The organism is Bacillus sp. X1(2014) (assembly GCF_007678255.1).
Map to the genome: position 1 here is coordinate 1 of NZ_VEED01000013.1, position 25403 is coordinate 25403.

Annotated in this window: 20 protein-coding genes and 1 pseudogene; 19 read left to right on the forward strand and 2 right to left on the reverse strand. The window is 38.0% G+C overall.

The window, feature by feature from the left end; all coding sequences use genetic code 11:
• The 4 genes and pseudogenes from FS608_RS20510 to FS608_RS20525 all read left to right on the forward strand — a co-directional run.
• Positions 1-333: pseudogene (locus tag FS608_RS20510) on the forward strand (xylose isomerase); the annotation flags it as partial.
• A 67-nt stretch (positions 334-400) separates the two neighbouring features.
• The gene (gene xylB, locus FS608_RS20515; protein WP_144554450.1) at positions 401-1900 is read left to right on the forward strand and encodes a xylulokinase; all 1500 of its coding nucleotides are present in this window, start codon (positions 401-403) and stop codon (positions 1898-1900) included.
• A 48-nt stretch (positions 1901-1948) separates the two neighbouring features.
• Positions 1949-2932: an aldo/keto reductase gene (locus FS608_RS20520; protein ID WP_144554451.1), complete on the forward strand. Its 984-nt coding sequence runs from the start codon at positions 1949-1951 to the stop codon at positions 2930-2932.
• A 16-nt stretch (positions 2933-2948) separates the two neighbouring features.
• Positions 2949-3551: a polysaccharide deacetylase family protein gene (locus tag FS608_RS20525; RefSeq protein ID WP_144554452.1), complete on the forward strand. Its 603-nt coding sequence runs from the start codon at positions 2949-2951 to the stop codon at positions 3549-3551.
• Positions 3552-3616: 65 nt separating this feature from the next.
• On the opposite strand, the gene FS608_RS20530 is transcribed toward FS608_RS20525, so the two are convergent.
• Positions 3617-4231, reverse strand: a complete 615-nt coding sequence (locus FS608_RS20530) for a YesL family protein (protein WP_144554453.1) — start codon at positions 4229-4231, stop codon at positions 3617-3619.
• 153 nt (positions 4232-4384) lie between these two features.
• On the opposite strand from FS608_RS20530, the gene FS608_RS20535 reads away from it, so the two are divergent.
• The 8 genes from FS608_RS20535 (at position 4385) to FS608_RS20570 (ending at position 14098) form a co-directional block, all read left to right on the forward strand.
• The gene (locus tag FS608_RS20535; protein ID WP_144554454.1) at positions 4385-6163 is read left to right on the forward strand and encodes a sensor histidine kinase; all 1779 of its coding nucleotides are present in this window, start codon (positions 4385-4387) and stop codon (positions 6161-6163) included.
• Positions 6132-6917 (forward strand): response regulator transcription factor, encoded by a 786-nt coding sequence (locus tag FS608_RS20540; protein ID WP_144554455.1) that lies wholly within the window; start codon positions 6132-6134, stop codon positions 6915-6917. The genes FS608_RS20535 and FS608_RS20540 overlap by 32 nt, the downstream gene beginning before the upstream one ends.
• A 135-nt stretch (positions 6918-7052) precedes the next feature.
• On the forward strand, positions 7053-8342 hold the full coding sequence (locus FS608_RS20545; protein WP_144554571.1) for an extracellular solute-binding protein: 1290 nt from the start codon (positions 7053-7055) through the stop codon (positions 8340-8342).
• Positions 8343-8432: 90 nt separating this feature from the next.
• A complete protein-coding gene (locus tag FS608_RS20550) occupies positions 8433-9308 on the forward strand; it encodes a carbohydrate ABC transporter permease (protein WP_144554456.1) in 876 nt (291 codons plus the stop codon).
• A 17-nt stretch (positions 9309-9325) separates the two neighbouring features.
• The gene (locus FS608_RS20555) at positions 9326-10219 is read left to right on the forward strand and encodes a carbohydrate ABC transporter permease (protein WP_144554457.1); all 894 of its coding nucleotides are present in this window, start codon (positions 9326-9328) and stop codon (positions 10217-10219) included.
• 221 nt (positions 10220-10440) lie between these two features.
• Positions 10441-11532, forward strand: coding sequence for a GerAB/ArcD/ProY family transporter (locus FS608_RS20560; protein ID WP_144554458.1), 1092 nt, complete (start codon positions 10441-10443; stop codon positions 11530-11532).
• Entirely contained in the window at positions 11507-12976 is a 1470-nt protein-coding gene (locus FS608_RS20565) for a spore germination protein (RefSeq protein ID WP_144554459.1), read from the forward strand. Before FS608_RS20560 ends, FS608_RS20565 begins: the two co-directional genes overlap by 26 nt.
• Before the next feature lie 3 nt (positions 12977-12979).
• Positions 12980-14098: a Ger(x)C family spore germination protein gene (locus FS608_RS20570; RefSeq protein ID WP_144554460.1), complete on the forward strand. Its 1119-nt coding sequence runs from the start codon at positions 12980-12982 to the stop codon at positions 14096-14098.
• 68 nt (positions 14099-14166) lie between these two features.
• Here FS608_RS20570 and FS608_RS20575 read toward each other — a convergent pair whose 3' ends face one another.
• The gene (locus tag FS608_RS20575; RefSeq protein ID WP_144554461.1) at positions 14167-15336 is read right to left on the reverse strand and encodes an endo-1,4-beta-xylanase; all 1170 of its coding nucleotides are present in this window, start codon (positions 15334-15336) and stop codon (positions 14167-14169) included.
• Positions 15337-15688: 352 nt separating this feature from the next.
• On the opposite strand from FS608_RS20575, the gene FS608_RS20580 reads away from it, so the two are divergent.
• The 7 genes from FS608_RS20580 to FS608_RS20610 all read left to right on the forward strand — a co-directional run bounded on the left by FS608_RS20580 (position 15689) and on the right by FS608_RS20610 (position 25352).
• Positions 15689-17371: a sigma-54-dependent Fis family transcriptional regulator gene (locus FS608_RS20580; protein ID WP_186328831.1), complete on the forward strand. Its 1683-nt coding sequence runs from the start codon at positions 15689-15691 to the stop codon at positions 17369-17371.
• Between the two features lie 155 nt (positions 17372-17526).
• Positions 17527-18489: a 2-keto-3-deoxygluconate permease gene (locus FS608_RS20585; RefSeq protein WP_144554463.1), complete on the forward strand. Its 963-nt coding sequence runs from the start codon at positions 17527-17529 to the stop codon at positions 18487-18489.
• A 40-nt stretch (positions 18490-18529) separates the two neighbouring features.
• Positions 18530-19825 carry a four-carbon acid sugar kinase family protein gene (locus FS608_RS20590; RefSeq protein WP_144554464.1) on the forward strand — a complete coding sequence of 432 codons (1296 nt, stop codon included), beginning with the start codon at positions 18530-18532 and terminating at the stop codon, positions 19823-19825.
• Position 19826: 1 nt separating this feature from the next.
• Positions 19827-20834 carry a 4-hydroxythreonine-4-phosphate dehydrogenase PdxA gene (pdxA, locus tag FS608_RS20595; protein WP_144554465.1) on the forward strand — a complete coding sequence of 336 codons (1008 nt, stop codon included), beginning with the start codon at positions 19827-19829 and terminating at the stop codon, positions 20832-20834.
• Between the two features lie 200 nt (positions 20835-21034).
• On the forward strand, positions 21035-21307 hold the full coding sequence (locus tag FS608_RS20600) for a hypothetical protein (RefSeq protein ID WP_144554466.1): 273 nt from the start codon (positions 21035-21037) through the stop codon (positions 21305-21307).
• Between the two features lie 33 nt (positions 21308-21340).
• Positions 21341-23968, forward strand: coding sequence for a winged helix-turn-helix domain-containing protein (locus tag FS608_RS31655; RefSeq protein ID WP_144554467.1), 2628 nt, complete (start codon positions 21341-21343; stop codon positions 23966-23968).
• Positions 23969-24119: 151 nt separating this feature from the next.
• Positions 24120-25352 carry an NAD(P)/FAD-dependent oxidoreductase gene (locus tag FS608_RS20610; RefSeq protein ID WP_144554468.1) on the forward strand — a complete coding sequence of 411 codons (1233 nt, stop codon included), beginning with the start codon at positions 24120-24122 and terminating at the stop codon, positions 25350-25352.
• Positions 25353-25403 lie beyond the last annotated feature (51 nt).

A 25403-nucleotide genomic window follows, 5' to 3' on the forward strand; every position in this document is an offset into this window, starting at 1 on the left:
TTAAACTTCGATGCTAAAGTAAGAAGAGGTTCGTTCGAAGCAGAAGACTTATTCCACGCTCACATTGCTGGTATGGATGCATTTGCGATCGGCCTAAAAGTTGCTAACAAGCTCATCGAAGATAAAGTACTTGATAGCTTTATCGAAGAGCGTTACAGCAGTTATACAAAAGGAATTGGCTTAGACATCGTAGAAGGAAAAACAAACTTCCGTGAACTTGAAGCTTATGCCCTTCAATTAACAGAAATTAAAAACATCTCAGGCAGAACAGAGCGACTAAAAGCTATAATTAATCAATATTTACTAGAAACACTTTCAAGTGTAACAGTTTAATTAAAATTATAAAAAAGTGCTGGCAGCTTATTACTCCAGCACTTTTTTTAGAAAAGGATGATACATAATGAAATACGTAATTGGTGTCGACCTTGGAACCAGTGCAGTAAAAATCTTACTCGTCAATCAACACGGGGAAGTTTGCCAAGAAGTGTCAAAATCATATCCACTTATTATTGAAAAATCAGGTTATAGTGAACAAAACCCAGAAGAATGGGTGGAAAAAACAACTGAAGGTTTAAAAGAATTGGTTGAGCAATTCGAAGGCGATGTAAATGATATCGAGGGCATCAGCTTCTCCGGGCAAATGCACGGCCTTGTTTTAATAGATGAAAATAATCAAGTTTTAAGAAATGCGATTTTGTGGAATGACACAAGAACAACGCAGCAGTGTAAGGAGATTTACAAGATTGTTGGCAGAGAGCGTTTATTGGATATTACCAAAAATCCAGCATTAGAAGGATTTACCTTGCCGAAAATTCTCTGGGTAAAAGAAAACGAGCCTGAAGTATTTGAACGTGCCAGCATATTTTTGCTTCCAAAGGATTATTTGCGCTATCGATTAACAGGAAATATCCAAATGGAGTACTCTGATGCTGCAGGAACCTTACTATTAAATGTTGCAAAGCGTAAATGGAGTCATGAAATTTTAGAAGCTTTTGGTATTTCAGCTGATTTCTGTCCTCCGCTGGTAGAATCTCATGCATTTGTGGGTACTGTTAAGGCAGAATTTGCCCAAGTAACGGGATTGTCTGAGGCTGTAAAAGTGTTCGCGGGCGGCGCGGACAATGCCTGCGGTGCGATTGGTTCAGGGATTTTAAAGGAAGGTAAAACCTTATGCAGTATCGGTACTTCTGGAGTTGTTCTTTCCTATGAAGAACGAAATGACCTTGATTTTGAGGGGAAGGTTCATTACTTTAATCACGGTGAAGAAAATGCTTACTATACGATGGGAGTAACGCTCGCAGCTGGCTATAGTTTAAGCTGGTTTAAAGATACGTTTGCAAAAGAAGAAGAATTTGAACAGGTATTAGCAGGTGTGGATGAAGTACCGGCAGGAAGCAACGGATTATTATTTACGCCTTATCTTGTAGGGGAAAGAACGCCGCATGCGGATTCAACGATTCGCGGCAGTTTTATTGGGGTCGATGCTTCCCATGAGCGTATGCATTTTGCCAGAGCAGTACTCGAAGGAATTACCTTTTCCTTACATGAATCGATTGAGATTTTTAGAGGCAGCGGTAAGACCATTGATTCCATTATCTCTATTGGCGGCGGAGCGAAGAACGACACATGGCTGCAAATGCAGGCAGATATTTTTAACGCAAGAATTGAAAAGCTTTCGAGTGAGCAAGGCCCTGGAATGGGTGCAGCCATGTTAGCAGCTTATGGATGCGGTTGGTATCCGTCCCTAAAAGAATGTGCACAGGAATTTATCCAAACTTCAAAAACCTATGATCCGATTAAGGAAAATGTTGAAGCATATAAAAAGTTATTCACAATTTATCAACAAGTTTATCCACAAACTAAGGAACTAAATGAGCAATTAAGAGAGTTTAGAAAGTAACGGAGAGCCGGCCTAGGTCAGCTCTCTTAATAAAGGAGTGATTAAGCAATGAATTATCGTGAACTAGGTAATACAGGAATCATGATCAGTGAGGTTAGTTTTGGCACATGGGCAATCGGTGGTGCTTGGGGGAAAACAAATGACACAGAAGCGCTAAAATCTTTGCAATATGCAATTGATCAGGGTGTTAATTTTTTTGATACCGCCGATGTATATGGGGACGGTCATAGTGAAAAGTTACTGGCCAAAGCCACAAAAGGCAGGGAAGACCAGATTTATGTTGCAACAAAGTTCTGCCGTCAGGGAGACATTTTTGATCCGAAAAATTATAGCTATGAAAAGGTTAGTGCCTATTGTGAAGACAGTCTTCACCGTTTGGATAGAGAAGCGATTGATTTGTATCAAATTCATTGCCCGGCAACGGAGATTTTGCAGGATGGCAGTGTTTTTGAAGTACTGGATCGGCTGAAACAGGAAGGGAAAATCCGTCAATATGGAGTTAGTGTGGAAACCGTTGAAGAAGGGCTTATTTGTTTGGAGTATCCAAATGTGAAGAGCCTGCAAATCATCTTTAATATATTCCGCCAAAAGCCATTAGAGAAATTAATCCCTGAGGCTTATCAAAAAGGGGTAGGACTTCTCGTAAGATTACCGCTAGCAAGCGGCCTGCTCACTGGTAAGTTTACTGCCGAGCATAGATTTGAAGAGAATGACCACCGCCGATTTAATGAAAATGGAGAAGCTTTTAATGTAGGAGAAACCTTTGCTGGTCTTGGATTTCAAAAGGGTGTTGAATTGGCTGATCAGTTAAATTGGATTGGAGATGGACGGAAATCGATGGCGAGCGGAGCACTACGCTGGATTTTGGACCAAAAGGAAATTACATGTATTATTCCTGGGTTTAAAAATGTTAAACAGGTGGAGGACAATCTCTCAGCACTTGAGACAAAACCATTCTCAGAAGAAGAAAAGCAAGAACTTCAACGATTCTATCAGGAAAAAGTAAAGGATTATATTAGAGGTCCGTATTGAGGGGTGTTCAATATATATGATTAACGAAGTTCCTACATCGCGTAAGGCAGTGGCGATTACGTTTGATGATGGGCCTAATCCCATCTACACACCTCAAGTATTAGAGATTTTTTCGGAGACAGTTGGAAAAGCGACCTTCTTTATGATTGGTGAGCAAATGAAGAAAAATCCTGAGGTGGTAAAACAAGTGGCTGCCCGAGGACATGAAATCGGAAATCATACGTTCACCCACCCGAAATTATCTCAATTAAGTAACATCGAATGTTTAGAAGAAATCGAAAAAAACGAGAAATTAATAGAGGAGTTGGCCGGACGAAAACCTGTTGTCTTCCGTCCTCCATACTTAGATTATAATCAGGACACAGTTTCATTACTCAAGCAGAAGGGATATCCGATAATTGGTGCACTGAATTTAGCGGCTCATGACTGGGAACAGCCTGGTGTGACGCATATCCTCGAAAAATCAAGAGAAGGGATCAAAAATGGAAGTATTTTAATTTTCCATGATGGCTATGGGGATCGTTCACAAACGATAGAAGCGGTTCGAAAGCTAGTTTCAGAGTTAACATCACAAGGCTATCAACTTGTAACGGTCAGCGAACTATTAGAATTAACATAAAAAAGAGGAAGCACAATAAGAGTTTGTGCTTCCTTTTGCTACTTTAGTTTCTAATATTAAGAGTGTTAAGCTGCTGCCTGCCCTTTTTTCTTTTCGATTTTTTGAAAGGCTAGATAACAGGATGCCATGATGATTCCTGCCGTAATACTCCCGCCAAAGATAAACCATAGTGCGGGTATAAACCTCATGACAAAAATCGCAGCGATAAACCCAATAATCATCATCATATTGGGAACCGGATTTACTAGCATGATGAAGAAAGCGTTTTTAAATAACTGGATAAATTTAACTTCATAGTGAACGTAAACGGGGAATATATACAAAACCGTCATGATCATCGCGAAAATAATTACATATAAAGGAATTTGAATGCTTGTACCGATTTTGATATAGTTCAAATCAATATAAATAATACTGGCTAATATAGTGAGAGCCAATCCTATTCCATTACTTCTAAGAAACTCTTTTTTATAGGTGCTCCAAAAGGTTTGAAACACTGGGATATCACTTTCACCCATGATCCATTTCCGTATAACCGTAAACATCGCCGTGGTTGCAGGGCTAATTCCAAACAACACGAGTCCAAGGAGAGAGCAGCCAATCCATAATAAATTAACATAGGCGAATTTAGTGATCCACTCAGTAAGGGTATAAAGACCACTCATAGATAGCTTATTCATAAAAAGTCTCCTTCTTATGGTGCTTATTTTTATACAATTATAGATCATTGAAGCTATATTGAACATGACCAACTTTTAAAAAAATTGACATATTTTTGATTTTTTAAACTAATATAACAAAATTTAACAAATTTCTGCTAGAAGGGCGATAATATGTTCTCAAGATTGCATAAATGGAACACATTACGAAATCAAATACTCGTCGTATTTTTAGTCGTTATGCTGATTGTTTTATTGATAGTCGGATTGTTAACTTTTAATAAAGTGTCAACTTTGCTGAAAAATAATGCCGAAAAACAAATTCAACAGACAGCAGTTGAGGCAAATGGAAGATTAGAATCTTTGTATAAACAAATTAACATGGCCTCGAAGCTGGTCATGACGAATGATACGATTCAAAGAACCTTAACTAAGGCATATGGAGGGAAGCCTATTTCTTTTGCTGAGCGCCAGCAATTAAAAGGAATTGTGAATACCATACAAGCTAATACAGAGGGGATTTTTTCTTTTGAACTTTATACCAATACAATGAATAGTTTAATTCCACTAGATGATACGAATCTAGTCACTAGGATTGACGGGAAGTGGATCCAGCAGGCTGATAGCGCGAATGGACGACTGGTTTGGATTGGTGATGATCCGCGTAACTCAGATAACATCCTCGCCTTGAGGCGCGTGAATTTAATGGGGCGTGCCTACGCAAATGGCGGCTATCTGCTCATCAGTATTTATCGAAATTATCTTCAGTTTGTAGACCTAGATGAAACCAAAAGTGAAAACCAGTATTCGATATTATTAAATCAAAATTCAAAGGTGATCCTATCAAATTACAATAGGCCTCTCGAACCGATTATAAAGAATGAAGCCCCAACTCTTTCTTTAAACAACCAGGAGTATATGATGACAAAACAAACGTCTAATGAAACCGGGTGGACAATGGTCATCTTAACCCCTGTTAAGGCTCTTACAAAAGGAATTAGTGTATTACGCTCAGTAATTATTATATCTGGGATTATTGGCTTCATTATCTTTTTAATTAGTTCACTCTTTCTATCGACTTTTATTACAAGGCCGATTATTAAATTAACGAGAACGATGCAGCAGGCAAGCGCAGGCTCATTAACAATGAACCCCAGTGTAACCACTGTCAATGAAATCAATGAATTAAATAGTACCTATAACCAACTGGTTAAAGAAACCAATCATCTGATTAAAATGGTGTATCAAAAGGAAATTACTCGGAGCCGGAGTGAATTAAAAGCATTGCAAGCGCAAATTAATCCCCATTTTCTGTTTAATACATTGGACGCTCTTAAGTGGACGCTGGAGGATAAAGATGAGGAGGAACTGGCAGAGTTTGTTGTTGCCATGTCAAATTTATTCCGTTATACGATAACCAAGCAAAACGATGGAGATTGGGTTTCTATAAAGGAAGAAATCCAACATATTGAAAACTATATGGAGATTATGAAGATGCGTTTCGGTGACCACTTAAAATGGAAGTTAAACATGCATGCTGAAACAGGGCGCGTGAAAATTCCAAAACTGTTAATCCAGCCATTAGTCGAAAATGCAGTTCTTCATGGAGCAGGGAATACAATGAAGCCATGTACGATATCGGTTACGATCCAGCCAACGGCGGATCAAGAGTACCTGCAAATACTTGTAGAGGATGACGGTCCAGGAATCCATTCAGAAAAATTAGATTCGATTAAACAGGCCATTCAATCAGGCGGGATCATTTCTAAAAGAGGCAATGGAATGGCGATTTCCAATGTACACAAGCGTTTAGAATTATACTATCCTGATCGTCTAAGAAGTGGACTTACTATTATGAGTGAAGTAAACATTGGAACAACGGTTTCATTTGTTATACCGGTAAAGGGGGAGGAAAACCATGTTGACCACAAAGACAATTTTGATTGTAGATGATGAGCCAAGAACCCGCCAAGGGCTCAAGAAAACATTAGATACTTGGGCAAATGGGCAATATCAAATAAAGATAGCTTCGAATGGAGAAGAAGCTATTGAACAGATGAAGCAAGATAAAGTGCATATTCTCATTACAGACATCCGTATGCCCGAAATAACGGGTTTACAATTATTGAAAATCGCGAAAGAACAAAATATATCCCCTGTCATCATTGTGATTTCAGCATATTCGGAGTTTGAATATGCCCAGGAAGCCCTTCGATTAGGTGTTATTAACTATTTACTAAAACCCATTAGTAAAAAAGCGTTAATAGAGGCCGTAGAGGAAGCGGTTCAAACGGTGGAGAAAAAAGAACGGGCAGGATTAATCGAGAAAGTGGTAGATACGAAACTCGTTGATGCCAATGCCGAAAATCCTTCTAACCGTGAGCCGGTTAGGGAAGCAATTGATTACATCAACAACAATTTAAAAAATGAGTTATCCCAAAAGGAAGTCGCCGATCATGTTCATTTAAATCCAAGTTATCTAAGTGTCCTATTTAAAGAACATGTCAAATTAACATTCAGTGAATATGTAACTCGACGGAGAATCCAGCGTGCAAAGGAATTATTGGTATCTACCAGTCTTCCCATTAACGATATTGCAGAAGAGTCCGGGTATAAAACGGCTAAATATTTTATTAAGATCTTTAGAGAACTAGAGGGAATGACACCAAGCGCATACCGAAAGGACAATAATGAAAAGGCTTTCTAAAAATAGTAGTATTTTTCCTAATCGTTGTGACCTATTTTTCAAAACTGTCTGAATGTAGACTATAAGTGTAAGTAAAATCTAGAAAAGGTCATAGGGGGAATCACATTGTTAAAAAAGAAAACGGTTGCAATCTTTATGTCTGTAATCATGCTTGTCTCTCTAGTACTTGCGGGTTGCTCTTCCTCAAGTTCATCAGAGGAAAGCAGTTCAGATGGTAAAAAAGTTATCAAATTCATGCATTTATGGCCGGAGGGCAGCTCGAATGCTCAGTTCTCCATTGTAAAGAACATCATTAGTGAATACGAAAAAGATCATAATGTAAAAATAGAAACTGAAATTTTAAATCCTGATCAGTACAGAGAAAAGCTTAAGGTGTTAGCTTCTTCTAATGAACTTCCTGATATTGGAATGACTTGGTCAGATGGATTTATTAAGCCTTATGTAGAAGGCAACATGTTAGCGCCGCTAGATGATATCGTAGACGGAGATGCAGACCTTAAAGATGCATTTATCCCAGGTGTAAAAGAATCATATGCAGTGGACGGAAAAACATATGGTCTTCCGCTAGAATTAAATATTTCCTACGTGTTCTACAACAAAGAAATTTTCAAAAAATATAATCTTGAAGTTCCAAAGACTTTCTCCGAGTATAAAAATGTGGTTAAAACTTTAGCAGATAATGGCGTAGTTCCTGCAACTGTAGGTGCGAAAGACGGCTGGCCGGCATCTTTCTGGTTTATGTATCTAGCAGATCGGATTGGCGGGTCTACTATTCTAACAGATGTAATTAAAGGAAAAGCAAAAATGGATGATCCAGCCATTGTGAAAGCAGCTGAAGAGGTACAAAACCTTGTCGACATGGGTGGATTTGTTAAAGGCGCGAGCGCATTATCAAATGACGATGCAAAGGGTTACTTCATGAACGAACAAGCAGCGATGTTCTTAACGGCTACTTGGGAGTTACCAAACTATACAACTAGCCCAGATGTTAAACAAGAATTTAAAGATAAGATTGGCTATTTCAAGTTCCCAACTTATGAAGGCGGAAAAGGGACAAGCATTAACAGCTACGTAGGCGGCCCTGGTGTTGGTTTATTCGTAGCAAAAGATTCTAAAGTTCAAAAAGAAGCAAAAGATTTTGTTGGCTATCTTGTAAAGAGATGGGGAGAAAAATCAGTAACGGACGCTGGTGTTATCCCTGCTACCAAAGTTGACACTTCAAAATTGGATCTTGCACCAATGTACATTGATATCTTGAAAGATTTAAGTGAAGCATCAAACGTAACTACTTATTTTGATACTCAATCAAGCCCGGCTGTAGCAGAATTACACCACGATTTAATGACAGCTCTATTCGGAAAACAAGTGACGCCGAAGGATTTTGTTAAGCAGCATGCAGAGGAACTTGCTAAAGAGAAAAAGTAAAAATTGGCCTAATAAATCTAAATGTAGGGGGCATACAGGTTATGCCCTCTATCATTTTAACTTCTTTTCAAATAAGAAAGGAGTATTCATATGAGAAGTGTAATGTCAAATAAATGGGTAATCAGCCTTTATGTACTTCCTGCCTTAATTCTTATTCTCTTATTAATCTATATCCCAATAGTCTTAACTGGATATTATGGTTTGATGGACTGGAACGGCATCGGCAAGATGAAGTTCATCGGTTTAGAAAATTACATTGAATTAACAAAGGACACAAAGTTTTGGCAAAGTGCATGGCACTCCCTGTTACTCGGTCTTTTTTCAACTTTAAGCTTAGTTGGTTATTTAATTTTATCCTTGATTTTAGCAAGTAAAATCAAAGGTGCTAACTTTTTAAGAAAAATCTACTTAATCCCGATGTTATTATCTTCAGTAGCGATCGGACAGCTTTGGGCGAAGATTTTTGACCCAACGAACGGTATGCTTAACAGATTGCTAGTGTTGGTTGGCGTTGAAAATCCTCCGCTTTGGCTAGCGGATTCTAAAATAGTATTATTTGCGCTATTCTTTCCAATTGTTTGGCAATATGCAGGTTTCTACATCATTATTTTCTATGCAGCGTTAAAAAATGTTCCAGAGGAACTGATCGAAGCGGCGAAAATAGATGGAGCGACACCAATTCAAATTGCTTATAAAATTAAGGTTCCTCTTATTGCAGGCGTCATAAAAGTCATGGTCATCTTAGCTATTGTCGGTTCGTTAAAATACTTTGACTTGATTTTCGTCTTAACCGGCGGCGGACCAAACGGTGCGAGTGAGGTTATGGCATCTTATATGTATACAGAAGCATTCAGTAAATATAACTTCGGTTACGGAAGTGCGATTGGATTCGGCTTATTGATCATCTGTCTTGTAGCAACATGGCTAATTCAAAAATTACTTAATACAAAAGATGTTGACTATTAAAAAGGGGAGTGAAAAGGATGAGTAAGGTTGCAGTTGAAATACAAAAAACGACCCTATCAGCTTCTTATAAAACCAGTAAATCGCTAGGAAACAAATTTGGATACGGAATCTTGTACTTTGTCCTGGCAGTCATTGCGATTATTCAGGTTTATCCGCTGGTATGGCTATTCCTATTTTCCTTAAAGACCAATCAAGAGGTTTTTGGGATGTCACCGTTTGCGCTTCCACAAGCTCCACAATGGGGCAACTATGCAAAGGCTTGGACTGCGGGTCACATCGATGTTTACTTCTTTAACAGTGTGTTATATACGGTTGCAGCGGTTGTGCTTACTGTTATTCTTGCGAGCTTTGTAACATTCGCAATCACAAGAATGGAATGGAAATTAAGTGGATTAGTTCTAGGTTTGTTTATGGCCGGATATATGATTCCACTTCATTCAACCTTAATTCCATTATTTAATTTCTTTAAAACGGCCAATATGATTGATAATCCAATGTCCGTTATCCTTTCGTATGTAGCATTTAACTTGCCGATTACGATCATGATTCTCTCAGGATTTTATAGAACAATCCCAAGGGAGATTGAAGAAGCAGCGGTAGTGGATGGCTGCTCGATCCACCGAATCTTCTTCCAAATCACCCTTCCAATGACAGTACCTGTTCTTTCTACTACTGTCATTATCAACATGATTTACAACTGGAATGAATTCGTATTTGTTAACACATTCCTAAGTTCTGACAAATGGAAAACCATTACAGTTGGAGTAAACAACTTCGTAGGACAGTACTTGACTGACTGGGGTGCGATTGGTGCAACACTGATGATTAGTATTATCCCAGTATTGATTGCGTACTTTATTTTAAGTGACCGTATTGTAGAGGGGATTGCTGCAGGGTCTGTTAAAGGGTAATAATGGATATATGAATTTTAAGTGACCCCGATCAAGTTTGTCAGATAAAATAAATAAACGACACTAAGCGGCTTTAGCTCTGTATTTCTAGGGGCTTAGGCCGCTTAGTCTTTTTTTGTAAGAGGTTTTAAGCCATTTGATATCCTGTCCAAAACTGGAAATAAGTACATAACCTTTATATGAGTGGTTAAACTAAGAAAAAATTACGATAGGTGGTTTTGATGAGCCAAAAGCCTATTCATGCTGTTCATATTTATATATTACTGATTATTTCAACAGGTTTCGTGGTACATGTTCTAGACCTTTCCGTTTTATTAGCTATTGCTAAAAGAGATTCTTGGTTAAGTGTTGTCTTCAGTGTCATTCCTGTGACGATTTGGATTCTTCTAGTTTTTTATATTTATAAAAAACTGAACCATCATGATTTGATCTCCTTCCTTAAGAATTCTTTTAGCCAATGGATTTTTGTTACTTTTTCCGCTATTTTTTGCTGTTACTTTTTAATAACTGCCTTTATTACGCTTAAGTTTACGGTTTACTGGGCTAAAGACAACTACACACTTGATTTCCCAAATTTTGTGGTTGTCATTCTGTTCTCGTTTGTTTGCTATTATGCATCAGTTAAAGGGCTGCGAACGATTGCTACTATGGCATTTCTCGTACTGCCCTTTGTGCTTTTTTTTGGATTTTTAGTGGGATTGGGAAATACCCCAAATAAAAATTATGAGCAATTATTTCCTTTATTTGAGGATGGCTATAAAGGATTCTTTCAAGGTATAGGATATGCTTGTGCTAGCTTATTTGAAGTTTTCTTTATTCTGTTTTTAACCAAAAATCTTACTGACAAACTAAAGCTAAAATGGCTTATCTTGGTTGGATTATTTCTCATTGGGATTTCCTTTGGCCCTTTAGCAGCAGGTATAGCCGAATTTGGTTCAGTAGAAGCAGGGAAATTAAGGAATCCCGCTTACGAGGAATGGAAATTGCTAACACTTGGCCAACATATAACCCGCCTTGATTTTCTTTCTATTTTCCAATGGCTATCCGGTGCCTATATCCGAATCAGTTTATCACTATTTATAGCTGGAAGAGTTTTTCCTAATAAAAGTGAAAATAGGTGGGTACTTCCGACACTTTATTTCATTTTAATCGTGGCAGCATGTATTCCTTGGGATGCCATCTCGTTTATTTCCTTCTTGAAGAAGTTTTATTTTCCTATAAGCCTTATTTTTCAAATTTCCACCATGTTGTTACTGTTACTATTAATGAAAATAAAGGTGAGAGGCCATGAAAATGCATCAGGCAACAAGTAAAGTTCTTTACATTGACCAATTGAAAAGCTGGTTTGAAGGCTCTTCCGATATTGTCATTAAGAAAAGAACCTATAAAGGAAAAGAATCTGCTGTTTCATTGGAATTTTTGTATTGTTCCAATTTAGTGGATTTGAAATATATAAACGAAGTTATTTTTCCCGGCATTCATACAGTAGTGGAAAAAGAAGATCGCTTAAATATTGATCAATTAAGAAATCTGATTGAGGTAAGTGGTCTTAAAGATAGAAGAAAAGTAAAAACCGAAGTAGAACAGAAGCTGTTTTCTGGAGAATTAATCATTTTTAGTTATGAATTAAACGATCTTTTTTTTATCCCTGCAACGGATATTCCAAAGAGAAGTCCGGAAGAATCAAGCACAGAGCCATCTGTAAGAGGGCCAAGAGATGGATTTGTTGAAAACATATCGGATAATTTGGCATTAATACGGCAGAGGTTAAGAACCTCCTCCTTAAAAAGCATAGAATACACGATTGGTGATAGAAGCGGAACAAAATTAATCTTGCTTTATATCGATGACATTATGAACCCCTCCATTCTTGAAAACGTAAAAAAACGCTTAGAATCAATAAAAATTGATGTTATTATAAGCAGTTACAAAATTGAAGAGCTTCTATACGACAATACATTTTCAATTTTACCTCAAATGGACTATATTGGGAGGCCAGACTTTGCTGCCAAATCTTTAAGTCAAGGAAGATTCGTGGTTCTAGTGGAAGGAAATCCAACTTGTTTAATTGGTCCGACAAATTTTAACCAAATTCTTTACTCGCCCGAAGACGCACATGAAAGCTTTTATTATAATAGTTTAGTTCGAATTCTAAGGCTGGTTGCGGTGTTTACCACCGTTTATTTACCGGGATTTTATATTGCGTTAATTACGTATCAACCAGATCAAGTTCCTTATACCCTTTTAGCAACGATATCAGTTTCCAGAATCGGTCTCCCTTTATCTGCACCTACAGAGGCCTTTATTATGTTAACTTTATTTGAATTATTTAAAGAGGCAGGGTTAAGGCTCCCAAAAGCAGTTGGTCAGACTGTGACTGTTTTGGGTGGTTTAATTATCGGGGACGCAGCTATTCGTGCAGGATTAACTTCACCAAACATGTTGGTGGTTATCGCCATTACCGTCATCTCAGGATATACACTGATTAATCAAAATATGGCAGGTAATATCGTGATTCTCCGTTATAGTGTTTTATTATTTTCGTCATTTCTAGGATTGTTTGGCTTTTTTCTTTCTTTCTTTCTCATCACAACATTAGTGGTTTCCTTGGAAAGTTTTGGCCAGCCCTATATTTCCTATTTGTCCAAACCCCATGGAATGGATATTCTAAAAAACTTTTTAAGTCTGCCCATCCGATATTTAAAGAAGAGAAATCAAGCTTATAGTCCAATTGACGATGATAGTCAAAAGGAGTAATTCATGAGTAAAAAATTATTTCTGATCATAAGTTGTCTGCTTTTAGTCCTTTCCGGTTGTACAGGTGGCGTTAAAGAAATTCAAAATCAAACGTATATTACAGTTTTGGGACTCGATTATTCCAAAGGTGAGTTTATCGTGTATACTCAAGCCTTGAATTTTTCTAATATTGCTAAACTAGAGGGAGGCTCCGGACTGCAGCAATCTGCACCTATTTTAATTGGGCAAACAAAGGGAAAAAGTATCCAGTCTGCAATCAGTAAATTAGAACAAAATGCAGCCCTGACGCTTTACTATGGGCATGTGAATACTATACTTCTAAGTCAAAATTTGTTAGAGAAAAAATTACCCTCAGTTATCGAATTTATAGGGCAAAATCCCTCTCTCAGATACAACTGCTGGCTTTATGGGACAAACGGAAATTTAAAAGAAATATTATTAGGAGAGGGATTCTTCAATTTTCCATCTTTATATACACTCCTGCATCGTCCAGAACCATTATATAGAGAAAATTTTATTATGCCTATTGAAAAATACAATCGGTTCATCTCCAAATACTACCAAGCGGTCGGTTTGTATTTGATCCCCTCTGTTGATATTAAGAAAGGGAAATTTTTAAAAAATAAAAAACCGTTGAATATTGTTACTCTTACAGGAGGATATGCGATATCACAGCAAAAATACAAAGGCTGGGTGAATAAACAAGACCTTGCTGGTTTAAAGTGGTTTTCTAAACATGCTCCTAATATCCCACTTTCATTATTTAAGGAAAAAGTGAGTGTAATAATCAAGAAACCTGAAGGGTCCGTTAAAGTACTAAATGGGAGAAATCCGTCCTATCGATTAAACGTAAAAACCCATGCAGTAATCGTTCATAATGAAGGAAATATTAGTGTAAATAAAATCGAAAAAGAATTATCACAACAAATAAAAAATCAAATTGTAAAAACGTTGAATAAAAGTGATGAAATGAAGGCAGACCTTTTAAATATAAGTGAAAAACCATATCGATATCAAAATAAAACGTGGGATAAAAATACAATCAACAATTTTAAGAAAGATCAAATAAAGGATATCACAGTAAAAATTATCATTGATGAAACGATAAATTATAAACGATAACACGTATTTAAATAGTGTAAACCAGCTCCTTATTAGAGGGAGCTGGTATTGGCTAGTTACCTATTTTCTTAGTCCATAATAGCCCAATAAGCAGGCTTAGTTTTATATTCTGGATCAAACACAAATGGAGCGTCTTTTCCTACACCATCATTGTATTGCTTTGCTCGATCGTCTAACCAAGTATGATTATCCGCTATGCCCCAGAACGTTACATTGCTGATTTTATCACCTAATTTTTCATATAACTGGAATAAAGCATCATATCTGTCTGCCTGAGCTTTCAATCTTTCACCCTCAGCCACAATAGCTTCATAAGTAGGGAAAGCAGGTCTTGGCGGCCAGCCATAGAGGCTGACATCCAGCTCAGTTATTTGGTTATCTAAGCCGAGATCAGCGAACATGTTAATGGATGTTTCGATGTCCGCGTTAGAAGGCCAGCCGATTTGGATGTGAGACTGATGACCAACACCGTCGATTGGAACACCTTGTTGTAATAAATCACTAACAAGGTTATATAAGTTCGTTCTTTTTGGCTCTACTTCGGTATTGTAATCATTAATATATAGCTTGGCATCTTTTGCTGCATATCTTCTAGCAGTCTCAAAAGCTACCTTAATATATTCATCGCCAGTGATTTTGTACCAGGCTGATTCACGCAGACCTCGTTCATTTTGAGGAGCATCGTCAATAACCTCATTCACAACATCCCAAGATTTTATATCATTTTTATAACGCTTTACGATCGTTTTAATATGGGTTTCTAAACGTTTTAATAGAAGCTTTTTATTCCTTTCACGCTGTTTGGAATCGGTCTCATCTACCATTGGGTTTCCCTTTTCATCAAGGAAGAACCAATCTGGTACCTGACTGTGCCAGACCAGGTTGTGGAAACGGAGTTCCATTCCATTTTCTTTCGCAAATTTCACAATTTTATCGGCCTCAGTAAAATTAAACTTACCTTCCTCTGGCTGAATATTAATCGGCTTCATGATATTTTCAGCTACAATGCTGTTAAAATGGCGTTTTAAAACTTCTGCGTCAGTGGTATTTAACTGATAGGGTTCGACGGCCGCACCAATGGCAAAAGAATCTTTGTATCTTTCAGCGATAGACGGTACGGTTAATGCATGAGAAGACTGGTTACTTGTTACTTCAGCAGCTGCCCTAGACATTCCTGCAGGTAATAATAAAGCTAAAGCTAATCCAGTAATGAGGGGTTTACGCATAACTTTTAACATGTATGGATCTCCTTTATAATTTATTAGTTGGGGTTGTTTGAAAGGGCTTTCTAAAAAGTCGAACCGAAACCTCCTTTTTGTTAGTTTAAAGCCAGGAGATACGTTGGGGAGTCAGTATGTATTAAAAATCTTCTAGGTGCAGTAGTCCTGTCCTAAATATAGTATAAATGATACAAACTTAGTTTGTCCATCGAATAAACTAAGTTTATTTGCAATTTTCTAAAAATGGTAAAAAAGTATTGAATGAAGCGGCTATCTTTCCTTGTTATAGGTATTTGGTCTTAGCTAATTGCATTCCTATTCGACTTATGCTATGACTAGACTAGAATTTAAAGGATATAGGTGTGGACTAATGAAGATTAAAGCGTTGTTTGTGGCCCCATATGCGGCAATGGAGAACTTAATAGAAGAGTGTCGAGTCGAAGAAACCGAATTAGATCTCCAGATTAAGATTGGGAATCTTCAGGAGGGCGTTGTTCTGGCAAAAAGGGCGGAAGATCAGGGATTTGACGTCATCATAAGTCGTGGTGGAACTGCGAAGCTAATTGGAGAAGCCGTGGGTATTCCTGTTATCGATGTTCATGTTTCTGGTTATGACATGCTTCGCGTCTTCACGCTCGCAAATGATCTGCCAAGAAAGAAGGCAATCGTAGGATTCCCTAGTATTACCCTCGGAGCAAAATCGATCCTAGACCTACTGGATATACCCATAGATATTTTTACGATCGATGATGAAAGTGAAACAGAGCCATTACTATCAAGGTTGAAAAAAGAAGGATATCAACTGATTATAGGGGATGTTGTAACGTTTGAGACTGCATCGAGATTGGGACTGCTAGGGATATTGCTTCAATCAGGCAGGGAAGCCATATTTGATTCATTTAAGGAAGCGAAAATGGTGGCCAGGTGGATGATGAATAATAAGCTGGAAAATGAACGATTAAAAGCTTTATTACATGCTACAGTTAAAGACTTTATGCTCCTCTCGCATAATGGCGATATTGTTTATGAACAATGGACTACTTTTGACCCAAGACCTATAAATGAAATTCCAATCATCTTGGATCATACTAGCGGGAAGGAAACCGCCTATATAAAGGCTAATAATGGAGAAACATTAAAATTAATCAAAACGAAAATGACAATCTCCGAATCCACCTATCTTTTTTGTCAATTTTCTCGCATGAAAATAAATTCCGCATCAGAGGAAAATTTGAAGGTCAATGTTTTATCCCCCCCTTTAATCATACATCAAAGTGAAGCTATGAATTCATGTCTAAACATGGTTCATCGATGTCTTAATCATTCTCATTTTATCTTTAATGGTAATAGGGGCACCGAAAAGGAATTGATTGCACAGTATATTCATTACCATAAAACACATGGGAATGGCTTATATGCCTCGATTAAAGCATTGGAATTATTAGATATAAGCCCTGAAAATGTAGATAAGGATATCAAAACCATTTATATTCATTCCATTGATCTATTAGATAATGAATTAAGAGATGAGTTGTGGAGCAAAATAGTTTCTCTAAAAAGTAAAGGTATAACTATTATAATGGCTATGATCGAAAAACAGGAACCATTGGGGTTATATGATGATGATATCATTCGAATTTATCTCCCTTCATTGGCTGAACGGAAAGAGGATTTAAGGGAACTTGTTACGTCATTTATTCTTCATTTTAACCAAACGTTAGGGACATCTGCGATTAAAATAAAAGAGGATGGTTTAGCTGTATTGGCAAAGTATGAATGGCCAGGTGATGTGGAGGAATTAAAAGCGTTATTAAAAGATGCGGTCCTCATAGAAAAGGGCTATATCATTGAAAAAGAATTAGTTGAAAGTCTCTTAAATCAGAAAGGAAACCAGGATGTAAATATTTCTTCTGATTTTTTGAGTGGGACATTAGAAGAAATTGAGAAGAAAATCATTGAAAAAGTGCTAGAAGAAGAGGACTATAATCAAACCAAAGCAGCAAAACGCTTAAATATTAATCGCTCAACACTTTGGCGAAAGTTAAAAGGATAATTGAATAGTGTTTAAAAATGCAACGATAGTATTTCATCCAATATTTTCTTGGATAAAATCGTTGCATTTTTCGCTATATGGATTTAAAATAAAAAATGTAATCGATTTCAGTAGTTCGAACTGTTTAAAAATACAACATAGGGGATGAAATTGATATGAGAATTAAAGCAGCAATTGATAAAATTCCAGGCGGTATGATGTTAATACCGTTACTTATTGGAGCATTAATTCGTACATTTTTACCGGGGATTTTTGAACTTCCTGAATTTAAAAGCTCTTTCACAGGGGGATTATTAACAGGAACTTCAGCGCTACTAGCAGCATTTTATATTTGTTTAGGTTCAACTATACGATTCCAAGCAACCGGATACATTTTGAAAAAAGGGGTAAGCTTATGGTTCGGTAAAATTGGAACAACATTTTTAATAGCTTTTCTAATTAAAACTATTTTCCCAGATCAGAATAACTTATTCCTTGGTTTATCTGCTTTAGCCATTATTGCGGCATTCTCTGATACAAACGGTGGTCTATATATGGCGCTTATGGGGCAATTAGGAAAGAAAGCAGAAGATGTTGCTGCTTATTCTATTATGTCTCTTGAATCTGGTCCATTCTTCACGATGTTAATTCTCGGTGTTGCTGGATTAGCAAGTTTCCCAATCCTTGCATTTGTGTTTGCGATTCTTCCATTATTACTTGGAATGATCCTAGGAAACCTAGATGAAAAAATGCGGGAATTCTTAAGTAAAGGCCAAGATGTGATTATTCCATTATTTGCTTTAGCCATTGGGGCAGGAATTAACTTAACCAATGTCGTAAAAGCTGGTTTCTCTGGAGTCATTTTAGGTTTAGCTGTTGTCGTAGTTACTGGGTTAGTTTTATTCTTCATTGACCGTCTTACAGGAGGAAGCGGTGTAGCTGGTATTGCTGCATCATCTACTGCTGGTAACGCGGCAGCTGTTCCAATGGCTGTTGCGGCTGTTTACACAGGCTACAGTGAGATTGCTGCTACAGCTACACTTCAAGTTACTGCAGCTGTTATCGTTACAGCGATTTTAACTCCGCTATTAACGACCTGGTATGCAAAACGAGTAGAAAAACGTGAAAAAACTGCCTAATTTGTGAAGGAAGAATGTAGTAGTAAAGGAGTCGTCATTTATGCAACGTTTTTACATTATTGCGGATGATTTAACAGGAGCAAATGATGCAGGTGTGCAGTTATCGAAAATTGGGATCTCCTCTACTGTGTTTCTTGATTATAAAGATTCATCTTTACAATCAACAGAGGATGTAGCCATTATTGATACCGATAGTCGTGCGATAAGTGAAAAAGCTGCTTATGAAACGGTTTATAATGCAAGTTCTATTTTTCGAGAACAAGGATATGAACAAGTATATAAAAAAATGGACTCGACATTAAGAGGGAATGTAGCCGCTGAATTAGCGGCTCTTGTTTCTGTTTATCAACCTGAGATGATTGTTGTTGCTCCAGCTTTTCCGAAAATGAATCGTCAAACGATTAATGGGTATCAATACGTGAACGGTGAACGTGTATCGGAAACAGAATTCGGCAGGGATCCGAAAACACCAGTAAAAGATAGCTTTATTCCGAATTTATTTGAAAGATATGTAGACGATCAAATTTTTCTAATTGACCATAAGCTTTTAAATTCCTCAATGGAGGATTTAATCGACAAAATTGTAGAGAATACAGGGCAAGGACGTACATGGTTTATTTGTGATGCATCATCAGATGAAGACTTAAAGATTATTGCGGAAACATTTGCAAAGGTTAATAAAAGGACAGTTTGGGCTGGATCAGCTGGTTTGATTGAATATTTGCCGAATGCCTTACAACTAAAAAAGGCGGAAAAAAATCAGCAAGAGGAACTAGCTATCACAAAAACACTTACGGTATCAGCAAGCCTATCTTTGGTTACAAAAACTCAACTGGAGATGGTTAAGACTTTATCTGATACTTATTTTGTCGAAATGGATCCAGTGGATTTAATTAAAAAAACCTATAGTTTACAAGGCGTTGTTGATCAGTTTACGAGCCAATCTAGCAAAAAGCATTATGTATTATTTGTGGATTCAACAATTGAAAATCGAGAAGCTACCAAACAGCTTGAAACTGAGCTTTCTTTAGATAATAAACAAATTAGTGAAGCTATTTCAATGGAGCTTGGTGTAATTGCTAAAGCAATTGTAGAAGCAATTCAAGATATTAATGGATTAATTCTAACCGGAGGGGACACGGCAAAAGCTGTCTGTAACCAACTAAATATGAATCAAATGCAATTGCATACAGAAATAGAAGTTGGTTTACCTTTAGGGAAATTGGGTAACGCAATAAACGCTCGAAGGTACTGGACTGTTACAAAAGCCGGCGGTTTTGGAAATGAAAATTCATTACGAAATACTTTGAAATATATGATAAGAGAGGATGTTTGACATGGTTGAAACCAAACCAATTATCGGAATTACAATGGGTGATGGAGCAGGTGTAGGCCCTGAAATCATTTTAAAAAGCCTTAAAAATCAGGAAATCTATGATATATGTAATCCCATTGTCATTGGTGATACCAAAATCATGAACCGTGCAAAAGGATTTGTTAATAGTGACTTAACGGTTAAAACCATCACTGATGATCAAATTGATAATCTTACATTTGAACGTGGAATCGTCTATTGTTTAGATCTTAATTTACTTAACGAAGACCTCCCTGTTGGACAAGTGTCAGCAGATGCAGGACATGCAGCATTTGAATACTTAGCAAAAGCAATTGATTTAGCTAATAAACAGAAGATTGATGCCATTTGTACAGCTCCTTTAAACAAAGAAGCTTTGCATAAAGGAGGACATCGATATCCTGGGCACACAGAGATTCTAGCGGATTTAACGAATACAAGTGAGTTCTCGATGATGCTTTCTGCACCAAACTTAAAGGTTATCCATGTGACAACCCACGTTGGAATTCTCGATGCAGTTAAAATGATTAATCCAGAACGTGTTTACCGTGTGATTAAGTTAGCGCATGAAACACTAACTAAATCCGGAACTGTAAACCCAAGAATCGCAGTTTGCGGAATCAACCCGCATGCAGGTGAAAATGGCTTATTTGGTTACGGCGAGGAAGAAGAGAAGGTTATTCCTGGCGTCAATAAGGCGAAGGAAGAAGGAATCAACGTTGTTGGTCCATTACCAGCAGATACATTATTTTTCCGCACCGTTCGGGGCGATTTTGATATCGTGGTAGCGATGTACCATGACCAAGGACACGGTCCTGTCAAAGTATTAGGCTTAGATGCTGGTGTAAACATTACAGTTGGCTTACCAATTATTCGAACAAGTGTAGACCACGGAACTGCATTTGACATTGCAGGTAAGGGCATTGTCGAAGAGAAAAGCTTAATGGAAGCAATCCGCCAAGGTGTCGAACTTGCTCCGAAAAGAAAATAAAATTCTCGAAGAGATGCTGATTGAATAAGCTTGAGTGCTTATTCAATCAGCATCTTTTTTTGGAGCCACGGGGCCACGGACTTCTCCACCCGGACATCCTCCATGGGGATCTAAAGATTACTATAGATTAATCATGTTATTCACTCATATAATTAGTCATAATGACATAATTGTATTTAGAATTTTATTGAGGAGGAATTATGAAACCGTATCTAATTATTAGCCAAATCTTATATGTACTTTCTTTGATTCCCTGGTTTGTTATTTGGGGGTTGTCATTTATGAGTTTCGATGGCGGTGTGAATCTCGCTAATGGCTCTTTTGTTCTAGCAATCTCACTATTTCCGTTTGTGGTTATCGCGGGTTCCATTCTTGCCTGGGTGTTCCGAGTGAAAAAGCCACGATTAGCAATCGTGATCAATTTAGTCCCTATGTTATGGATTTTCGCTTTTTTAGGGTTCATGATTTTGTAGTTCCATACTACGGAAGAAAGAGAGGATAGTGAGTTGATTACTAATTTATCGACACAAAATAATCCAGAAAACTTTCCGAACCGAAATTTTCTATTATCAACTAAATTTCACCTGCCCCATCCACCCAATCAAAACATATCCCGAGACAGACTCTACAATAAATTAAATGGTGCCCTGCAATGTAAACTCACAGTGGTTGCGGCCCCGCCTGGATATGGGAAGTCCACGGTCGTAAGTGATTGGGTCCGAGATCAACAAATTAATGCTTGTTGGGTATCGCTGGATGAAGGTGACAACGATGTGCTTCGCTTTTGGACGTATGTAATCGCCTCACTGGATAAATTCCATCCTGAAGTGGGGGGAATCTACGAAACATTGTTGCAGCCGACGTTAGTGTTCTCTTCCGAACAAATGATTATCAATCTGATAAATAGGCTGATGGATATTCCGGAAGAGGTCGTCCTCATTTTTGATGACTATCATCATATTGAAAGCTTCGAAGTTCATCAATCCATATCGCTTCTTTTACACCATTTGCCCAGTCATATACATATCTGTTTAATTAGTCGGAAAGAACCAGGATTTCAAATTGGTGCACTTCGGGCCAAGGGACAAATAAATGATATTAACAGCAATGAGCTGAAATTTACGATGGAGGAAATCTCAGCCTATTGGCTAAAGCAAACGGGTGTGTTCCCAAAAACGTCAGCCCTTCAGCTTCTAGCTGATTTTACAGAAGGATGGATTGCCGGAATTCAGCTAGCTGCCCTTTCAGAACGATCCGGTCAAAAGGATACCTTACATCAGTTTAGTGGAAGCCACCGATATATTGTTGATTACCTAATGGAGGAAGTTTTTCAGCATCTTTCCGATGATCTAAAGTTATTCTTAATGAAAACCTCCATTCTTCATCGAATGAATAGTGATTTATGTGATAAGGTCACAGATCGAAGTGACTCTAGCCAATTACTCAAGGAAATTGAGCGGTCAAATTTTTTCCTAATACCGTTAGATAGCCAGCAATATTGGTATCGGTATCATCATCTCTTTGCCGACTTTTTAGCCGCGCGGTTGAAAAGGGAAATGCCAGAAGACTATAAATCCCTGCATCTAAAAGCTTGTTATTGGTTCATTCAGTCTGGTTCTAAGGAAGAAGCGATTCCATATGCGTTAACGGCTGAAAATTATGAACTAGCAGCCGAATTAATTTTGAGTATTGTCTCACCTTTACTAAGAAGAAGGGAAGTAACAACTTTAGAAAAATGGTTACATCAATTACCCACATCCATTATCGAACGTCCGGAGATTTTAATTGTATTAACATGGGCCGAAATGTTAGCGGGTAAATATGAAAATGTAAGTCTTTTTCTTACAAAAATAAAGGCAGCCTTTTCAAGAGAGAATCATAGCGAACTAATCCTCCGTCTAAAAGAGGAAGTGGTAGTATTAGAAAACTTTAATGCCTTATTAATGGGGGATTATGAGAGAGCTATTAACTTATTACGCCAATTAGCAGAACGGGACACTATGCCTGACGTTAAAATATGGCTTGATTATGGAATTGAGCTAAATTCAGGAGAACTCCCTATCGTTCGAGGGTATTATGGGATGAATGGCAGAGGAAAACAGTCTTACATATTCCATCAGCTATACCATACTTTTATTGAAAAGAATCAGTACCAGGAAACGGCTTATGCTGCTTATCAGCGTGCGGCTTTTAGTGAAATTCATTACGAACGAAATCAAGATGAGTTGGCCCTGGAATACGCGGAAACGGCAATCAGGCTCGCGAGGACATTTAGGTTAGTGGGAGCGTATATACCGGCAGTGGTTATCAAGTCAAAGGTAGAATGGGCGAGAGAAAAGTCTAGTAAATCCTTTGAGAGTCTTACGCTAGCAAAAGCGTACCTGAATGAATTAAACCTGCAATCTAGTCACTGGAGCCGGCTATTAACTGCACAAATCGTTCGATTTCAGCTTGCAAATGGTGAGAGTGAACAGGTGAATAAATGGGCGGAATCCTGTCGTTTTCAAGATCTAACAGAACTTCCTCCTAACCAGGAATTTGAGCTGCTGGTTTATATCCTCATTTTAATTACAAAGGGGCAATTAAAGAAAGCTGATACCTTTACAAATTTCCTCCTAAATCAAGCAGAGGAAAATGGACGAATGATGACGAAGATTGAAGCTCACATCTATTTAGCCGAGATCTCCCGAGGGCTAGGAAAAGGCTTTGAAAGCATTACCCACTTAAATCAAGCGTTGAGACTTGGCGAAAAGCATGGTTACCAACGAATTTTTTCCGATATCGGTTTTAACCCTAAAGAATTGTTTCAACAATACTTTCTAGTGAAAAATAAACGTCACCAGTTGGAACTATACTCAGACGTTTCAGAGAACTATCTTAATTCGATCCTGAAACAGGTGGGGATAGACGTTCCACCTGAAGAGTCTAGTAACCGAGGCGGAGTTCACAAACTGACCGCTAGAGAAATAGAGGTTCTTAACTGGTTGTCCATGGGCTTATCCAATAAAGAAATTGCCGCAAAGCTGGTAGTAACCGAGGGGACTGTGAAAATCCATCTCAATCGCATTTACAGCAAGCTGGGAGCAAAAGGCAGAGTCGATGCCATTCGAAAAATGGAAGAAAAAAGTTGGTAAACCACACGTTTAACATTATGAGATAGGATTTGAGCTGTGCTGATTTGAACATATATAACCCCCTCTATAACCTTTGTTAGATTAATCGCAATGGACGATTTAATACCATGGGGATATCAACAGCAAAGGCTGTTACAGGAGGTTATTAAAAGTGCAGAATCAATATGATGTTATTATTGTAGGCGGCCGTGTTGCGGGGGCTGCAACAGCGTTTGAACTATCTAAGAAAAGATTCAAAATCCTGCTTCTGGAGCGGAGTCAATTTCCAAGTGATATCCTCTCCACCCATAACTTTTTTAACAATTCATTGCTTATGTTAAAAGAAATGGGAGTCCTAGGGAAACTGCTGGCAACGGGTACACCAACCTACAATCGGGCGTTCATTCAATTCGATGAGGAAGTGATTGACGGAAGATTTCCCGAGGTGGATGGAGAACCTAACTGTTTATGTATTCGCCGAACACACCTCGATCAAATCCTATTCGAACATGCGATAAAACAAGAGAATGTAACAGCCCTTCAAAAATTTCGTGTAACTGATATTTTAATGGAGAATGGAGCAGTTGCAGGAATTCAGGCCATTGATCCGAATGGAGACACGGTTGAATTTAGAGCAAAACTGGTCATTGGCGCCGATGGTAGAAATTCTACTATACGGAAAAAGGTGAATAGTGAGAAGTGGAAATCTGTTCCTACCGATTTTGCTTCTTATGTAGGCTATGTCAAAAACTTTACCCAAAAGGGAGAACGATGTGCTGAATTTTATAAAATAAAGGATAAATTAATCATCGCTTTTCCAACAAGCGATCAGCTTTATGTAATTGGGATTATGTTCCCCCTTGAAGACAAGGAATGGATGGAACGGTTCAAAGTTAATCCTGAAGGTGCTTTTCGTGCTCTGGTCGATTTTGGTTTTAGGAATACTGATTTTCCAGAGCGATTGCAGGCAGCCGATTTTACAGGTCAGGTTAAAGGATTATTGGGCTATGACAATGATTGGTACAACGGAATGGGGCAGGGCTGGGCACTAGTTGGGGATGCTCTTTCCTTTAAGGACCCAGCCGTTGGTCAAGGTATGCATGATGGCCTGTACGGGGCACGAATTCTTGCGGAAGTCCTAAGTCAGCACCAAGACTGGTCCAAGAACTGGGAGCAAATGGCGAACCAATACAACCAAAGAATGAACGAAAAGATGCTTGCAAGGTTTGAAATGGCTTGCCAATTTACGAAAAATAGGCCATTCACGGAGGAACAACATTTGGTCAATCGTTTAATCGGGATGAATCCGGACCTAACCCAAACCTTCCTAGGGTTTTATAATTATGCCAATGAACCCAAGGATTTAGAAAGCAAGATTCAAAGTATGATTGAGAGTAATCGGTAGAAGGTCTTTAGGCTGGGAACCACGGGACCGGAGAAAATAACTACTAAAATG

Bases quoted from the DNA above. Each gene is read 5' to 3' on its own strand.
- FS608_RS20525 (WP_144554452.1), top strand. From the start codon at position 2,949: ATGATTAACGAAGTTCCTACATCGCGTAAGGCAGTGGCGATTACGTTT.
- FS608_RS20520 (WP_144554451.1), top strand. From the start codon at position 1,949: ATGAATTATCGTGAACTAGGTAATACAGGAATCATGATCAGTGAGGTT.
- FS608_RS20545 (WP_144554571.1), top strand. From the start codon at position 7,053: ATGTCTGTAATCATGCTTGTCTCTCTAGTACTTGCGGGTTGCTCTTCC.
- FS608_RS20585 (WP_144554463.1), top strand. From the start codon at position 17,527: ATGAGAATTAAAGCAGCAATTGATAAAATTCCAGGCGGTATGATGTTA.
- FS608_RS20600 (WP_144554466.1), top strand. From the start codon at position 21,035: ATGAAACCGTATCTAATTATTAGCCAAATCTTATATGTACTTTCTTTG.
- FS608_RS20560 (WP_144554458.1), top strand. From the start codon at position 10,441: ATGAGCCAAAAGCCTATTCATGCTGTTCATATTTATATATTACTGATT.
- FS608_RS20580 (WP_186328831.1), top strand. From the start codon at position 15,689: ATGAAGATTAAAGCGTTGTTTGTGGCCCCATATGCGGCAATGGAGAAC.
- FS608_RS20575 (WP_144554461.1), bottom strand. From the start codon at position 15,336: ATGTTAAAAGTTATGCGTAAACCCCTCATTACTGGATTAGCTTTAGCT.
- xylB (WP_144554450.1), top strand. From the start codon at position 401: ATGAAATACGTAATTGGTGTCGACCTTGGAACCAGTGCAGTAAAAATC.
- FS608_RS20570 (WP_144554460.1), top strand. From the start codon at position 12,980: ATGAGTAAAAAATTATTTCTGATCATAAGTTGTCTGCTTTTAGTCCTT.
- pdxA (WP_144554465.1), top strand. From the start codon at position 19,827: ATGGTTGAAACCAAACCAATTATCGGAATTACAATGGGTGATGGAGCA.
- FS608_RS20550 (WP_144554456.1), top strand. From the start codon at position 8,433: ATGAGAAGTGTAATGTCAAATAAATGGGTAATCAGCCTTTATGTACTT.
- FS608_RS20590 (WP_144554464.1), top strand. From the start codon at position 18,530: ATGCAACGTTTTTACATTATTGCGGATGATTTAACAGGAGCAAATGAT.
- FS608_RS20535 (WP_144554454.1), top strand. From the start codon at position 4,385: ATGTTCTCAAGATTGCATAAATGGAACACATTACGAAATCAAATACTC.
- FS608_RS20555 (WP_144554457.1), top strand. From the start codon at position 9,326: ATGAGTAAGGTTGCAGTTGAAATACAAAAAACGACCCTATCAGCTTCT.
- FS608_RS20530 (WP_144554453.1), bottom strand. From the start codon at position 4,231: ATGAATAAGCTATCTATGAGTGGTCTTTATACCCTTACTGAGTGGATC.
- FS608_RS20565 (WP_144554459.1), top strand. From the start codon at position 11,507: ATGAAAATGCATCAGGCAACAAGTAAAGTTCTTTACATTGACCAATTG.